Raw genomic sequence first — 13,278 nt, forward strand, 5'->3', positions numbered from 1 at the left:
CGCATGCGCGGGAGAGACGGCCCGGATAAGCCACCGCCCGAGCCCGCACCGGCAGCCCGCCGGCGCGGCTTCTTCCGGCGCGTGCTCGACGGTCTCGAAGCCGTCGAGCTGCTGGTCCAGGCGGGCCGGCTGGTCTGGTGGCTCCTGAGAGGCCTGTGGCTGGCCGCCGGCGCGATCGCGCGCCTCTTCGGGGACCGCTGACGCGCGGCGCCCGCAGCAGCGCGGGAATCGATGCCCGCGCGGATGTTTCACAGGAAACATCCGCCGCGCCGCCGCGGCTCGCGCCACCGACAGCCGGGAAACGTCAGCCGAACAGCGCCCGCGCCACGACCTGCGGGTCGATCGGCTTCTGGCAGAGAGCGACGGCGCCGTGGAGCGAGGGCACGGCGACCGGATCGTAGCCGGTCGCGAACAGGAAGGGCACACCGCGCGCGTGCAGCGCGTCGGCCACCGGATAGACCAGCTCGTCCTGCAGGTTGATGTCGAGGACCGCGGCGTCGATCTCGGTCGTGCCGGCGATCAGCGCCAGCGCCTCGCCGACGCTCGCGACCGGACCCAGCACCTGGGCGCCGCCTTCCTCGAAGCCGGACTTGAGATCGACGGCGATGAAGTAGTCGTCCTCGACGAGCAGGACCCGCCTGCCGGCCAGCGCGCGTGGTTTCGAGGTCATGCGGGGTTGCCTGCGGCTTCTCCCTCGGGGAGCGGGATGTTGATCGAGCAATGTAGCGCCGTGGCGCCGAGTTCGTAGCTGGTCGTCGCCTTCAGGGCGTAGGGTAGGGCGTGCTCGATCAATTCCCGACCGTAGCCGCCCCGCGGCGCCGCGTCCGCCAGCTCCGGTCCGCGAACGAGACCCTCCTCCACCCATTCCACCAGCAGCCGGCCGCCGCCGTCGTCCGCCCGGTAGGTCCGCCACGTCACGCTCAGGCGTCCCTGCGCGGTGGTGAGCGCGCCGTATTTCAGCGCGTTGGTGGCGAGCTCGTGCAGGGCCAGCGCGAAGGTCTGCACCGTCGCCTTGCGCAGCCGCACCACGGGCCCGTGCAGCCGGATGCGCGCCGGCATGGCCGGGGCGTCGAGGGCGGCGAGTTCCGTCTCGATCAGGGAGCGGAGCGTGATCGGTTCCTGATCGGAGCGCGAGAGGAGGCCCTGGACCCGCGAGAGGGCGGACAGGCGATCGTTGAACCGCTGCCGGAACGTCTCGCCGGGCCCGGTCTGGGCCATGGTCTGCTTGGCGATGGAGCGCACGACGCCGAGGAGGTTCCGGGTCCGGTGCTGCAGCTCGGCGACCATGACCTGCTGCCGCTCCTGGAGCTGGCGCAGATCGTCGATGTCGGTCGAGGTGCCGAGCCACTCGACGATCCGGCCCTGCGCGTCGCGGACCGGCGCGGCGCGGGTCTGGAACCAGCAGAACCGGTCCTCGGCGGCGTTGCGGAGCCGGTGCTCGAAGGAGAGGTGGCCGCTTACCGGCGCGTCGCGCCACGCGGCCGCGGCGACCGCCTCATCGTCCGGATGGACCGCCGCCAGCCAGCCCCAGCCCAGGCTCGTCGCGTCGGTCTGCCCGGTATAGGCGTGCCATTGCGGGCTCGACCAGATGCAGGCCCCGTCGATCGCGGCGCGCCAGACGAGCTGGGGGATGCCCTGGGCGAGGGTGCGGAACAGCTCCTCGCTCGCGCGCAGGCGGCGCTCGGCCAGAACCCGCTCGGTGCTCTCGACCACGATGGCGATGACCCCGGCCGGGCGCCCGTCCTCCCCGAAGACCGGCGAGTAGTCGAGATTCATCCAGACCGGCTCGGGCCGGCCGTAGCGGTGCAGGGTCAGTTGCTGGTCCTTGTACGACAGCGTCCCGCCGGCGAGGCCGACGCGCATGACGTTGTCGTTGAAGTCGGCGACCTCCGGCCAGCCCTCGCGCACCTTCGAGCCGAGGAGCTCGGGATGGCGGCCGCCCGCGAAGCCCGAATAGGCGTCGTTGTAGATCATGATGCCGTCCTCGCCCCAGAGCAGCACGATCGGCACCGGCGATTGCAGCAGCGTGCTGACCGCGAAGACCAGGCTCTGCGGCCAGTCGGCGATGGGACCCAGCGGCGTCCTCGCCCAGTCGAAGCTCCGGACGAGGTCGGCGAGCTCGCTGCAGCCGGCCGAGAAGATGCGGGCCTCGCTCATGCGGTGACCGACTCGTGAGACTCCGGCTCGGGCGAGCGCAGAGGGTGGAAGCCCGGTCCGCGACCGGTCGGGTCGGCCGGCCCGGCGTGCGGGTCACGCCGACGCTACTACACCGCTCCTCTGCCCGGTAGGGGCGCCGCCGGCTCCGGCCCGGTCGCGTCGTCGGGCCGGCAGACGGGTTCTAGCCGCGGCCCGCGGGCTCCGGGAAGCGCCGGGCGAACCAGTCGCGCAGGATCTGCCGCTCGTAGTAGAGGCCGCCGGTGGAGAAGCGGGGATTGGACGTCAGCAGGAAGTTGATGTCCGTCACCGTGTCCGCGCCCTGTGACACGGTGCGGCCGCCGCGACGCAGGCTGTAGGCGAGGCGGATCCGCGGCGGCGTGGCGTCCGTCACGACCCGCAGGCCGGTCGGGGTCGCGAAGCCGGGCCGGTCGAAGCCCGCCAGATCGACGTCGAGCACCGTGATGTCGAGACGCTCGTCGGGGCGGAGCCGCGCCGTGCCGAGATCCGTGAAGATCCGGGTCAGCTCGGCCAGGGTGACCCGGAGCGGCTGCCCGGAGCCGAAGCGGTTCTCGGCATCGGTGAACCGCTCCGGCGCGGCGTAGCGCACGGCCACCTGCGCCTGTGCCGCCGGCTGTGCCCGGGCGGGGGCCGCGGACGACCCGATCACCGAGAGCGCGGCCGCGGCCGCGAGCGCGGCCGATCTTCCGGCGAGACGCGTGCGCATACCGAACTCCTCTCCGCGTGTGGCGGCCTGACCGGGGCAGGCCTGCCGGGAAGAACCGCCCGAACGGGGCCCGGTATCCAGTGCCCCGCTCGGATGTCCGGCTGCGACCGAATGGCGCCCGACCGTCCATAGTCTCGCCGTGATCCGGGCGCCTCGTAGCGCTCCCGGCCCGAGGGGCGAGCCGGTCATGGGAGTCCGACGCGCATGATGAACTCTGTTCTCGCGCTTCTCACCGTCGTGGCGGTGCTGGTGGTCACGGCGCTGATCAAGCTGCCGCTCCTGCCGTTCCGCCTGGTCGGCCGCCTGCTGCGGAGCCGCCCGGCGGCGGCCTGACCCGCGCCGCTCAGGCCGCCGCGTCGATGACGAATTCCATCCCGCGACCCGGCCCCTGATCGGAATAGTCGACGAGCGCCAGACCGCGCTCGGCCAGGGTCGCCTCGACGGTGTCCCGCTCCCGGCGCACCATCTGACCCACTGCCAGCGGGGTCAGCCGGGGACTCGCGCGCCGCAAGCGGTCGACGCCGATATGGGCCGGCGTGCCCGCGTCCTCGGCGATCCGGGCCAGGGCCAGACCCAGGTCGCGCGCCTTGGTCTCGGCGGCGGATCTCGGCTTGAACGCCATCTGCTTCTCCTTCTGCTCGGCCACCCGTCTCAGGCGGCCCGCCTGTCGACGCACACATCCGGGAAGGCCCGGATCCAGACCCGGCGGCCCTTGGCGTCGTAGACCTCGACCTGCCAGCCCGACCAGTCGAACCGCTCCACGACCCGCTCCATCAGCGCGAGCGCGACACGATCGGCGTGGGCCCGCACCTGCGCCGCGTTCGGAAACCGGCTGCCGCGCAAGTCGGTCACCAGCTCGTGGCCGTCCGTGCAGTGGAAGCGGTAAAGCCGCGTCGGCATTGAGCTTCCCTCGATCAATCCACAGCACTCCACCGCGATCCGGGAACGGGGCGCATCCGCGGTTGAACCCACCGCGCCGATGCGCTTTGTTCGTGATATGTTCTATACGGATTCGGACGGCGATGCACCCAGATCCCGAGGCGGCCCCTGCGGAGATTCGTCTCAGGGAGGCCGAGACGATCGCCGTGGCCTATCACAGGGCGGCGAAGGGTGACGCGTGGGCCGCGCTCGTCGCGGCCATCGCGGACGCTCTGGTCGATCTCGACGCGCTGGAGCGGCGCCTCGCCCGGCAGGGCGGGCTGATATCGCTGGGCTACGCCCGCGGCCGCACCGGGGCGGGCGGGGTCCGGGAGAAGCGCCGCGCCGGCCCGGAGGGTTGACCGCCCGGCGATGACCGCGCGGTCGGCCGGGCAGCCGGCGGTCTCGCCGCCCGGGCGGCGACGCGCCTGTCGGGGATCAGTGGTCCGTGCCGCCGCGCCGCGCCATGGCGCCGGGCTGGCCCAGGCCGATCGCCTTGGCGAGGGCGGAGCGCTGCTCGGCGTAACCGGGGGCGACCATCGGATAGTCGGTCGGCAGGCCGTAGCTGTCGCGGTAGCTGCGCGGATCCAGGCCGTGGCTGGCCAAGTGGCGCTTCAGCGTCTTGTAGAGCTTGCCGTCGATGAAGCTGACGATCCCGTCGTGCCGGACCGACTTGCGGATCTGGGCCGCGCTCGGCTTCTCGACCTCGGCCTGCGGGGCCGCGCCGGCCTGCGCCGCCGGCGTCCCGGCGACGAGTCCGCTGATCGCGCCGTGCACCCGTGCGATCAGGGCCGGCAGCTCCGCGGCCGGCACCGGATTGTTCGACACGTAGGCGGCCACAAGCTCGGCGGTCATCACGGCCAAGGTGTTGGATGTCTCATCGAAGGTCTCATTCATGATCGGACTTCCAGCGAGCGATTTACGTTCCCACGGTTTGGGCGCGGCAAGGGTTTAAACAGCGTAAATATAGAACGAAGACTCGATGAATATCTCTAGATTTTCTCGCGCCGTGCGGAGGCCGACGGGTGCGCCGTTCGTTGCACGTCCGCATCGACCGCAGAGGATCTCGGCGCGTCCGGACGGGGGTGACCCAGCTGACCGCGCGACAGCCTCGAACGACGCCGATCAGCGACCCCGCGCGCCCGCAGGCGACTTCGACGGGTGACCCGCGCGCCCCGGCACAGGCAAAGCGCCGCGCCTTGAGGGCGATGGACGGATGAAGGGGGTTCGCGCGCCTCAGCCGGCGCCGTACCCGCCCTTCCGGTTGTCGGGCTGCGGCGCGGGCGGTCGGGTGTCGTAGCCGCCGCTCTCCGGCGCCGCGTCGGAGCCGGGATCAACGGGGCCCGGGGCGTGGGGACCGCTGCCGCCGGCCGCCGGGTCGGCCCGCTTCTCCGGGGCTGCCGGCCGGCCCGGCGGGACCGTCCCCAGGGCCTCGCGTGCGGCGTCGACATCCTGTCCCATCCGTCCCTCCCTGCGGTCCTTCGTGTAGGGCCAAGGCGGGAGGTCGCCGCATGTTCCCCGCGCGGCCGGCGCGGTCGCCGGGACCGGGCGGTCCGGCCCCGTCCCCGATCAGGACCGGCGTACCGGGCGATGCGTCAGCGCGGCCTCATTTCCGCTCGCCGGTGGGGTTGGGCGTCGCGGACGTGTCCGGCGCGACCGCCGGATTGACGGGCGTGACCTTCGACCACGTGGCCGCGATCGCCACGATGGCGAGCAGCAGGACGATGAAGATGCCGATGAGGGTGAGGCGCTTCATGTGGCGGGTCTGGGTCTTCCGTGCGGGGGCCTGAGGGCGGGGAACGGCCGGGACGGCCGATCGATCCCGGCCGGAACGGGATCCTGCGGCCGCGGACCCGCACGGCCGCGACCGTCACGATCCCGCCGGGCGCGGCCGCGCCAGGGCGGCGGCCGCGTGCCGGGCCAGATCCTCGAGCCGGCGGACCGTCGCGTCGTCCGGGATGACCGAGGCGCACCAGTAGGCGCCCAGTGCGGCGACGGGCTCGGGCGAGCCGATCGGAACCATCACGAGGCTGCGCATCGAGGTCAGGCGGTAGAGGGCGAGCGGCACCCGGGGATCGCACTCGATGTCCGGGATCACGATGGTCGCGTCGTCGAGCATCGCGCGGCCCGAGATGCACGCCGTCAGCGGGAACCTGCGACCGCGCCACAGCGGCTCGATGGCGTCCTCGGCGGCGTAGAAGGAGGCGTCGCCCTCGCGCAGAACCACCGCGATCCCGTCGGAGCCCGCGATCTCCCGCGCGGTCTCGCGCAGGATCGCGACCGTGTCCTCCAGGGACCGGGCGGTCGCCAGGCGGTGGGCGGCCCGAACCAGACCCGAGGCGGGATCCAGGGAGAGTTCATCCATGTGGGACGCGGCCGCGAGCACTCCGATCGATCGGGCAACGCCCCATGCGGTGCCGCTGTACAAGTTTGTCGGGCACCGGCGCGGTGGGCAACAACCTGGATCAAGCGTTTCGCCGACGGAATCGGGCGCGCGGAGATGTGCGGTCGCAGCGTGCGCATATTGGTCGTCGCGGCGGACCTCCGCGACAGAAGTCGCGAAATAGTTCCGCGACACCGGATCACGACGCCGCGATGATGTGCTCCAGCGCACCTTTCGGTCCACCGGCTCCGGACCCCCGCCGGCGCTGTTGCAACAATGCACTATCGCGCCCGCACATCCTGACGTCCTGTCCGCCCCGCACACATCCCGTCCAACGGGAGACAGAGGACCAGATGATCAAGAAGCTTCTGCTCGCGAGCGCCGCCACGGCTCTCCTGACCGGCGCCGCCTCGGCCGCCGACCTGCCGCGCCGCGCCGCCCCGCCGCCGGTGTTCACCCCCGTCCCGGTCTTCACCTGGACCGGCGCCTACTTCGGTATCAACGCCGGCTACGCCTTCGACGCCAGCGACCGCAATACCGGCAACACCTTCGCCGTCCCCTTCCCCTACGCCGCCCCCGGCACCGTCGCCTCCTTCCGCAACCGCAGCCAGGACGGCTTCTCCGGCGGTGGCCAGATCGGCTACAACTGGCAGATCACCCCCGGCTCCGGCCTCGTGATCGGTGTCGAGGCCGACGCCCAGTACCTCGACTTCGGCCGTAACCGGAACAACGCCTTCGTCTCCGGCGCGCTGGCCCCCGGCTACTACGTCACCGACCCGCGCGGCCTCTCCAGCCTCGACTTCTTCGGCACCGTCCGCGGTCGCCTCGGCTACGCCTTCGACCGCACCCTCGTGTACGGCACCGGCGGCTTCGCCTACGGCTCGGGCAGCGCCGACCGCTCCTTCGGCGGCTATGCCGGCAACGACAGCTTCCGCACCGGCTGGGCCGTCGGCGGCGGCATCGAGTACGCCCTGCCCACCGACTCGTTCCTGAACTTCTTCCGCTCCTCGGCCGTGACGCTCAAGGTCGAAGGCCTGTACGTCAACCTCGACCGCAACACCCGCAACCAGGGCGCGTTCGTCATCAACGCCGCCAACAACTTCCCGGTCGTCTACAGCGGCATCGGTCGCCGCTCCGACGAGTTCGCCGTCGTCCGCGCCGGCCTGAACTACAAGTTCGGCTCCTACTGAGACCGACCAGCGACGGTCGGATGCGACGCTCGCATCCCGACCGTCGCACCCGACCCGACACGACACGCGAAGGGGCCGCTTCCCAAAGGAGGCGGCCCCTTCGCCGTTCAGGAGGCCAGAACACCGACCAGACTCGGACCGGCGCCGCCTCAGTAGCCCTTCCAGAGGCCGGGTGTGGCCAGCTCGAGCAGGTGTCCGTCCGGGTCGCGGAAGTAGACGCTGACGCCGCCCCGCGGCCAGCGGGTGCGCCCCTCGACGGCCACGCCGGCGGCCGCGAGATGGTCCTCCCAGGGCGCGAGGGCGTCGGCGTCGATCGAGAACGCGATATGGGCCGGGCCGCGGCCGTCATGGGGCGGTATGAGACCGCCCGGCGTCTCGATCGGCTGCAGAGACCCGCCCTCCGGAAAGAGCAGGAGGACGCCGCGGCCGCCGACGTCGAAGGCGCGCATGCGGAAGTCGGTGAAGAGGCAGCGCAACCCCATCGTGTCGCGATAGAAGGCCTCGGCGCGGTCGAGGTCCGCGACGTACAGCGCCGTCTCCAGGATGGCGTTGAGCTCGGGCACGGCGATCTCCTGGCGGCGGCGCGGTCACGGCCCGCGGGACTCCGTCCGGTCCGGTCCGGGCCGGTCCAGTCCGGGCCGGCGCAGCGCCGGGCGGCGGCCGCACCGGGCCAACCGGCCGGTCCCGGACTCGGTTCGCCGCGGGCTCAGACGGCCGACGGCCGCGGCGCGCCCGAGTCGGGGCGCGGGGCGCGGCCCGGCACCAGCGACAGGGCGGCCGAGAGCAGGGCGAAGACCACGAGCGGCAGGAGGCTCAGAGTGAAGCTGCCGGTCCCGTCCTTGATCGCGCCGATCAGGTAGGGGCCGAGGAAGCCGCCGAGATTGCCGACCGCGTTGATGGCCGCGATGCTCGCCGCCGCGGTGGCGGGCGGCATCTGCTCGGTCGCGAGCGCCCAGAACGGGCCCTTGAGCATGTAGACGCCCATGGCGGCGATCGTCAGCGCCGCCACGACCGGGCCGAGCCCCGACAGGACCGTGCCGCCCGCGAGCCCCAGCGCCAGGATCAGGAACGAGAGCGCGAGGTGCCAGCGCCGCTCGGCGGTCCGGTCGCTGTGCCGGCCCCAGAGGACCATCGCCAGGGACGCGAAGCCGTACGGGATGCTGTTCAGGAGCCCGGTCTCGACGTTGCCGAGACCGAAGCTCTTGACGATCTGCGGCGTCCAGAACGACAGCCCGTAGCTGCTCGCCGTCGAGCCGAAATAGATCGCGGCGAAGAGGGCGAGCCGCCGGTCGCGCAGGATGTCCCAGAGCGGCGGCTTCGCGGGCTGGCCGCTGCGGGTGTTGCGCGCCGCCTCGGCCCGGAGCTGCCGCTCCAGCCAGTCCCGCTCGGCCGCCGGCAGCCACGCCGCGTCCCGCGGGCCGTCCGGCAGGAGCCACAGGACCGCGACGGCCAGGAACACCGCCGGCAGGCCCTCGAGGATGAACAGCCACTGCCAGCCGGCGAGGCCGAACCCCGTCACGTTGAGTAGCGCGCCGGAGATCGGCGAGCCCAGGAACGACGAGATCGGGATCGAGATCATGAAGACCCCGATGATCCGCGCCCGGTAGGCGGAGGGGAACCAGTAGGTGAGGTAGAGGATCACGCCGGGGAAGAAGCCGGCCTCGGCGAGCCCCAGCAGGAAGCGCAGGCCGATGAACGACCACGGCCCCTGCACCAGGGCCATGGCGGCGGAGATGAGCCCCCAGGTCGCCATGATCCGGGCGATCCACAGCCGCGCCCCGAAGCGCTCCAGCATCAGGTTGCTGGGGATCTCCATCAGGAAGTAGCCGAGGAAGAAGATGCCGGCGCCCCAGCCGAACACGGTCGCCGAGAGGCCGACATCGTGGTTCATCTGGATCGCCGCGAAGCCGACATTCACGCGGTCCAGGAAGGAGACGAAGTAGGCGAGGATCAGGAACGGCACGAGCCGCCAGCCGATCCTGCGCATCGCCGAGCGTTCCAGGGCGGCCTCGTCCGGGGAGCCTGTCATCGGGCCTATCCTCGCGGCGTGTCGTGGGGTCAGGCCGGCCCCCGCGGGGGTCCGGGTCGATCCAGGTCACGTCTCCGAGTCACGGCCGGGTCCGCGCGGGGCGGGACGGCGCCGGGCGCCGCCGCGCGGGCGGCGGGCAGGCGCGGCGTCTCGGGCTTCCTCGCGGGCCGGTCATCTCTGGGTTGTGACCTGTGCCGACCCTGCTTAACCCGCGGCCGCCGCGGCTGGGAAGCGCCGCCGGGCTTCAACGGGGCGGATCTGTCGAGGGGAAACGGCGTCCGCGACCGTCCGGATACGGTCGGAGAGGCCGTCGACGAGCGCCGGACCGGATACCGGGCGGGCTCCCGCGACGCTCGGGGTGGCCCTCGTCTTCGCGCGCGACGAGGCCACCCAGGGCAGCCCGCCATCTGCCGGCGTGGCGCCGCTGGATCGCCTGGCCGCGCGCGGAGACGGGCGGCGCGGGCGGATCCCGACCGCCCGCGCCGCCTCCGGCGGTCGCCCTCAGCCCTTCTTGACGTTCCAGAACACCGGCACGCCGTCGAGGACGCCGGTCAGGGACGGCTTGTACGAGGTCTGGTTGAAGTACTGCCCGAGGGGCAGGTAGGGCAGGTCGGCGAAGGCCTGCTGCTGGAGCTCGCCCGCGAGCCGCTTGCGGGCGGCGGTGTCCGGGGCGTCCAGCCACTGGTCCCGCAGCGCCTCGATCCTCGCGCTGGTGGGCCAGCCGATCGCGGCGCTCTGTCCGGTCCCGCGCAGGAAGGCGCTGACCGCGGGATTCGCCTGGTCGAGCCCCGCCCAGAAGGTGCAGAAGGCGCTCCAGCCGCCCTGGGCGACCGGCTCCTTCTTGGCGCGCCGCTGCACCACCGAGCCCCAGTCCATGACCTGATAGTCGACGTTGAAGCCGGCGCGCGTGAGCATGTCGGCCGCCACGTCGGCGAGCGCCTTCAGGCTCGGGAAGTCCGAGGCGCCCATCAGCACCACCTTCTCGCCCTTGTAGCCGGCCGCCGCCAGCGCCGCCTTGGCGCCCGCGTAGTCGCGCTTGCTGGTCAGGGCGTCGAGGCCGACGTCGCTCGCCATGGGCAGGCCCGGGCAGAAGAAGCCGGTCGGCACGTGGATCAGCTTGGGATCGGTGCCGGTCACCGCCTGCATGAAGTCGGTCTGGTCGACGACCTTCAGCAGCACCTGCCGAATCGCCGGATTGTCGAAGGGCGGCTGGAGCTGGTTCATTCGCAGGCAGCCGATCAGGCCGGTCGGGTCGGTGATCCGCGTCGTCAGCCCGCGGAGGGTGGGCACGAGGTCGGCCGGCGGCTGCTCCCACCAGTCCATCTCGCCCGTCTGCATGGCCGAGGCGGCGGTCGCCTGATCGGGGATGACGTTCCACTCGACCCGGTCGACGTGGACGCGCTTCGGGCCCGAGGTCCATTGCGGCTCGCCGCCCTCGCGGGGGACGTAGCCGGCAAAGCGCTCGTAGACCACCCGGGCGCCGACCACGCGCTCGTCCGCCTTGAAGCGGAACGGGCCGCTGCCGACCATCTCGGTCACCTGCGTGAACGGGTCGGTCTTGGCGAGACGCTCCGGCATGATCGCGCAGATCGAGGAGCCGACCTTGCCCAGCGCGTCCGGCAGGAGCGCGAAGGGCTTCTTCAGGCGGAACTGGATCGTCCGGTCATCCGGGGCCGAGAGCTCGTCCGTGTAGGCCATGAGCGTCTGGCCCATGGCGTCGCGCTTGCCCCAGCGCGCGACGCTCGCCACGCAGTCGCGGGCCAGGACCGGGCTGCCGTCGTGGAAGGTCAGCCCGGGCCGCAGGGTGAGGCGCCACAGCGTGCCGTCGTTCTCCACCGTGTGGCCCGCCACCATCTGCGGCTGGGCGGCGTAGGCGGCATCGGTGCCGTAGAGCGTGTCGAAGACGGCGAGCCCGTGATTCCGGGTGACGTAGGCGGTCGTCCAGATCGGATCGAGCACCGTCAGATCGGCCTGCGGGATGAACTTGAGCGTCCGGGCGGCACTGCCCTGCGCCAGCGCCGGGGTCGCGAGGGCGGCCCCCGACAGGGCCATGAAGGATCGTCTGTTCAGCATGCCGACTCGCCCGAGCGTTGCAATCCCGCTCAGGTTAGCACGCGGCGGGCCAAGCGCATCACAAGTGCATCACGGGCGCACCGGTCAGCGCACCGGTCAGCGTGCCGGTCAGCGTGCGGCCGCCAGATCCTGCACGAGGGTCAGGACGCGGCGGCGGATCTCGGGATCGTCGATGCGCCGGTAGGCATGCAGCAGGGCGTCGGCCTCGTCGGCACGCCCGCCCGCGACGCCGGCGCCCCGCTCCGCGCTCAGTGGGCCGTACAGGGAGGTGGCCGGAACCTGCAGCGCGTCGGCGATCCGCTGCAGCAGCCGCCCGGCACCCGGCGCGTGCGGCGGTGCGGTGCGCTCGAACAGGTCGTCCTCGGGCGCCGCAGCCCCGGAGGATCCGCTCCGGACAGGTGACTTCGATCCCATCGGCGGTCAGGCTCTGGCGCGCGGGCTGGCTCGAGCATTCATAATACAGAAGACCGGCAGGACGCGAGTGGCCAGCACGCAACAGTTGCATGAATGCGTCAAAGAAGTCTTGAGGTTGCAGCTACCGAACCCGTAGATCGACCGGACCGGAGCCGCACACGTACACCGCCATGCCCAAGACCAACGCGTCCGTCGGTCAGACCTGTCCCGAAGCCTTCCAGATCGCGCTCGATTCCGCCGACATGATCGGGCACTGGGCGTGGGACCCTGCGACGGACCGGGTGCGGGTCGACGCCCTGGTGGCCCTCCTGTTCAAGGTCGATCCGACCGCGGCGGAATCCGGCATCCCGCTGGCCGTCTACGAGGAGGCCATCCACGTCGACGACCGCGACCGGGTCGACACCCTGATCCGCCGCAGCGTCGCGGCGGGGAGTTCCTACGTCGCCGAGTACCGGGTGATCTCCGTCGACGGCCGGATGCGCTGGGTCCTGGCGCGCGGCCGCTTCACCAGCGACCGTCGCGGCCGGCCGACGGGCGGGCGCGGGATCCTCGTGGACATCACGGCGCTGCGCGCGCGCGAGGCGATCGGCGGCGCGACCGCGCCCGACCTCGGCGACATGCCCCTGGACCGGGCGGTCGAGCACGCCCTCGCCGCGCAGGACGCCGTCGCGGCGCTGGGCGATCCGGCCCTGAAGGCCGAGGCGGACGCGCTGCTGATGGCGCTGGGGCGACGGCTGGCCCGGCGGCAGGTCGCGGAACGGCGCCGCCGCCTGAACTGAAGCGTGACGGCAGCGGCGCGGCGGCAACCACTAAATCCCGCCGCTAATTGTGCGCCTTGTTCGTGCAAAGCGGGGATGAACAAGCTTTCGTCAAGATAACGACTTTATTGGCCGCGAGCAGGTGCGGGACCGGCAGCGGCGTTGCCGGAGCCCCGTTCTCACCCGAGCGCGTCGCGCGCGCGCCGTTGCCGTCCGGACCCGGCGGGTCCGGCTTCCCGGGATCGTCGTCATGCACTTCACCGTCACCGCACGCCTGTCCGCGCGCCGGTTCGCCTACCAGCACGCCTCGGTCCTGACCGCCCTGGATCAGGGCATGAGCCTGATCGCGGCCGGCATGGCCGAGGTGACGATCACGGACGGCAGCGGCGAGGCGCGGACGCCGGCCGCGCTGTACCAGTCCCTGTTCGGGGCGCCCGGTCCCCTGCGGCGCCGCCCGGCGCAGGCGCAGGCCGCCTGATCCCGGACGACCCGATCGCGCGCGACGTCCGCCCCGCAACAGATCGTCCCGCAGCGGATCGCCCCCTCGCCGGGCGGCGACGGGGCAGTGTCCGCAGGTGCTCGGGCGATCACGCCTTCGGTTTCACGACCCGAGGCCTGGAAACGACCGCGGC

At 72.2% G+C, this 13,278-nt stretch carries 19 protein-coding genes; 6 read left to right on the forward strand and 13 right to left on the reverse strand.

Going from position 1 to position 13,278, the window contains the following annotated elements; all coding sequences use genetic code 11:
• Positions 1 to 3: 3 nt before the first annotated feature.
• Entirely contained in the window at positions 4 to 201 is a 198-nt protein-coding gene (locus LXM90_RS01485; protein WP_020096521.1) for a hypothetical protein, read from the forward strand.
• Positions 202 to 304: 103 nt separating this feature from the next.
• Here LXM90_RS01485 and LXM90_RS01490 read toward each other — a convergent pair whose 3' ends face one another.
• The 3 genes from LXM90_RS01490 to LXM90_RS01500 form a co-directional block, all read right to left on the reverse strand.
• Complete coding sequence (locus LXM90_RS01490; protein ID WP_042672258.1) at positions 305 to 670, reverse strand: response regulator; 366 nt, start codon at positions 668 to 670, stop codon at positions 305 to 307.
• The gene (locus tag LXM90_RS01495; RefSeq protein ID WP_020096523.1) at positions 667 to 2,157 is read right to left on the reverse strand and encodes a sensor histidine kinase; all 1,491 of its coding nucleotides are present in this window, start codon (positions 2,155 to 2,157) and stop codon (positions 667 to 669) included. The genes LXM90_RS01490 and LXM90_RS01495 overlap by 4 nt, the downstream gene beginning before the upstream one ends.
• A 181-nt stretch (positions 2,158 to 2,338) precedes the next feature.
• Positions 2,339 to 2,881 carry a DUF3016 domain-containing protein gene (locus tag LXM90_RS01500; RefSeq protein WP_020096524.1) on the reverse strand — a complete coding sequence of 181 codons (543 nt, stop codon included), beginning with the start codon at positions 2,879 to 2,881 and terminating at the stop codon, positions 2,339 to 2,341.
• A 204-nt stretch (positions 2,882 to 3,085) separates the two neighbouring features.
• Between LXM90_RS01500 and LXM90_RS31870 the strand changes: the two genes are divergently transcribed.
• Positions 3,086 to 3,214, forward strand: coding sequence for a hypothetical protein (locus LXM90_RS31870; protein ID WP_020096525.1), 129 nt, complete (start codon positions 3,086 to 3,088; stop codon positions 3,212 to 3,214).
• A 10-nt stretch (positions 3,215 to 3,224) separates the two neighbouring features.
• Here LXM90_RS31870 and LXM90_RS01505 read toward each other — a convergent pair whose 3' ends face one another.
• Positions 3,225 to 3,503: a hypothetical protein gene (locus LXM90_RS01505; RefSeq protein WP_026605481.1), complete on the reverse strand. Its 279-nt coding sequence runs from the start codon at positions 3,501 to 3,503 to the stop codon at positions 3,225 to 3,227.
• A 29-nt stretch (positions 3,504 to 3,532) separates the two neighbouring features.
• Positions 3,533 to 3,781 carry a DUF6894 family protein gene (locus LXM90_RS01510; protein ID WP_020096527.1) on the reverse strand — a complete coding sequence of 83 codons (249 nt, stop codon included), beginning with the start codon at positions 3,779 to 3,781 and terminating at the stop codon, positions 3,533 to 3,535.
• A 122-nt stretch (positions 3,782 to 3,903) separates the two neighbouring features.
• Here LXM90_RS01510 and LXM90_RS01515 point away from each other — a divergent pair, with 122 nt between their 5' ends.
• Positions 3,904 to 4,161, forward strand: a complete 258-nt coding sequence (locus LXM90_RS01515; RefSeq protein ID WP_020096528.1) for a hypothetical protein — start codon at positions 3,904 to 3,906, stop codon at positions 4,159 to 4,161.
• A 76-nt stretch (positions 4,162 to 4,237) separates the two neighbouring features.
• Here LXM90_RS01515 and LXM90_RS01520 read toward each other — a convergent pair whose 3' ends face one another.
• From LXM90_RS01520 to LXM90_RS01535, 4 genes are all read right to left on the reverse strand, one after another.
• Positions 4,238 to 4,696, reverse strand: coding sequence for a MucR family transcriptional regulator (locus tag LXM90_RS01520; RefSeq protein WP_020096529.1), 459 nt, complete (start codon positions 4,694 to 4,696; stop codon positions 4,238 to 4,240).
• Positions 4,697 to 5,035: 339 nt separating this feature from the next.
• The gene (locus tag LXM90_RS01525; RefSeq protein ID WP_020096530.1) at positions 5,036 to 5,260 is read right to left on the reverse strand and encodes a hypothetical protein; all 225 of its coding nucleotides are present in this window, start codon (positions 5,258 to 5,260) and stop codon (positions 5,036 to 5,038) included.
• Positions 5,261 to 5,405: 145 nt separating this feature from the next.
• The gene (locus LXM90_RS01530) at positions 5,406 to 5,555 is read right to left on the reverse strand and encodes a hypothetical protein (protein ID WP_020096531.1); all 150 of its coding nucleotides are present in this window, start codon (positions 5,553 to 5,555) and stop codon (positions 5,406 to 5,408) included.
• Positions 5,556 to 5,669: 114 nt separating this feature from the next.
• A complete protein-coding gene (locus LXM90_RS01535) occupies positions 5,670 to 6,164 on the reverse strand; it encodes a GAF domain-containing protein (RefSeq protein WP_026605482.1) in 495 nt (164 codons plus the stop codon).
• 371 nt (positions 6,165 to 6,535) lie between these two features.
• Between LXM90_RS01535 and LXM90_RS01540 the strand changes: the two genes are divergently transcribed.
• Positions 6,536 to 7,372, forward strand: a complete 837-nt coding sequence (locus LXM90_RS01540) for an outer membrane protein (RefSeq protein WP_205833912.1) — start codon at positions 6,536 to 6,538, stop codon at positions 7,370 to 7,372.
• 149 nt (positions 7,373 to 7,521) lie between these two features.
• On the opposite strand, the gene LXM90_RS01545 is transcribed toward LXM90_RS01540, so the two are convergent.
• The 4 genes from LXM90_RS01545 to LXM90_RS01560 form a co-directional block, all read right to left on the reverse strand.
• Positions 7,522 to 7,935, reverse strand: a complete 414-nt coding sequence (locus tag LXM90_RS01545) for a VOC family protein (protein WP_020094093.1) — start codon at positions 7,933 to 7,935, stop codon at positions 7,522 to 7,524.
• Between the two features lie 143 nt (positions 7,936 to 8,078).
• Complete coding sequence (locus LXM90_RS01550; RefSeq protein WP_020094092.1) at positions 8,079 to 9,401, reverse strand: MFS transporter; 1,323 nt, start codon at positions 9,399 to 9,401, stop codon at positions 8,079 to 8,081.
• Between the two features lie 501 nt (positions 9,402 to 9,902).
• Positions 9,903 to 11,474 carry an ABC transporter substrate-binding protein gene (locus tag LXM90_RS01555; protein WP_026605074.1) on the reverse strand — a complete coding sequence of 524 codons (1,572 nt, stop codon included), beginning with the start codon at positions 11,472 to 11,474 and terminating at the stop codon, positions 9,903 to 9,905.
• A 108-nt stretch (positions 11,475 to 11,582) separates the two neighbouring features.
• Positions 11,583 to 11,888, reverse strand: a complete 306-nt coding sequence (locus tag LXM90_RS01560; RefSeq protein WP_020094090.1) for a hypothetical protein — start codon at positions 11,886 to 11,888, stop codon at positions 11,583 to 11,585.
• Positions 11,889 to 12,058: 170 nt separating this feature from the next.
• Between LXM90_RS01560 and LXM90_RS01565 the strand changes: the two genes are divergently transcribed.
• Positions 12,059 to 12,667, forward strand: a complete 609-nt coding sequence (locus tag LXM90_RS01565; protein WP_020094089.1) for a PAS domain-containing protein — start codon at positions 12,059 to 12,061, stop codon at positions 12,665 to 12,667.
• Between the two features lie 229 nt (positions 12,668 to 12,896).
• Entirely contained in the window at positions 12,897 to 13,124 is a 228-nt protein-coding gene (locus tag LXM90_RS01570) for a hypothetical protein (protein ID WP_020094088.1), read from the forward strand.
• Positions 13,125 to 13,278 lie beyond the last annotated feature (154 nt).

This window comes from Methylobacterium oryzae, from assembly GCF_021398735.1.
Classification (GTDB): Bacteria; Pseudomonadota; Alphaproteobacteria; order Rhizobiales; family Beijerinckiaceae; genus Methylobacterium.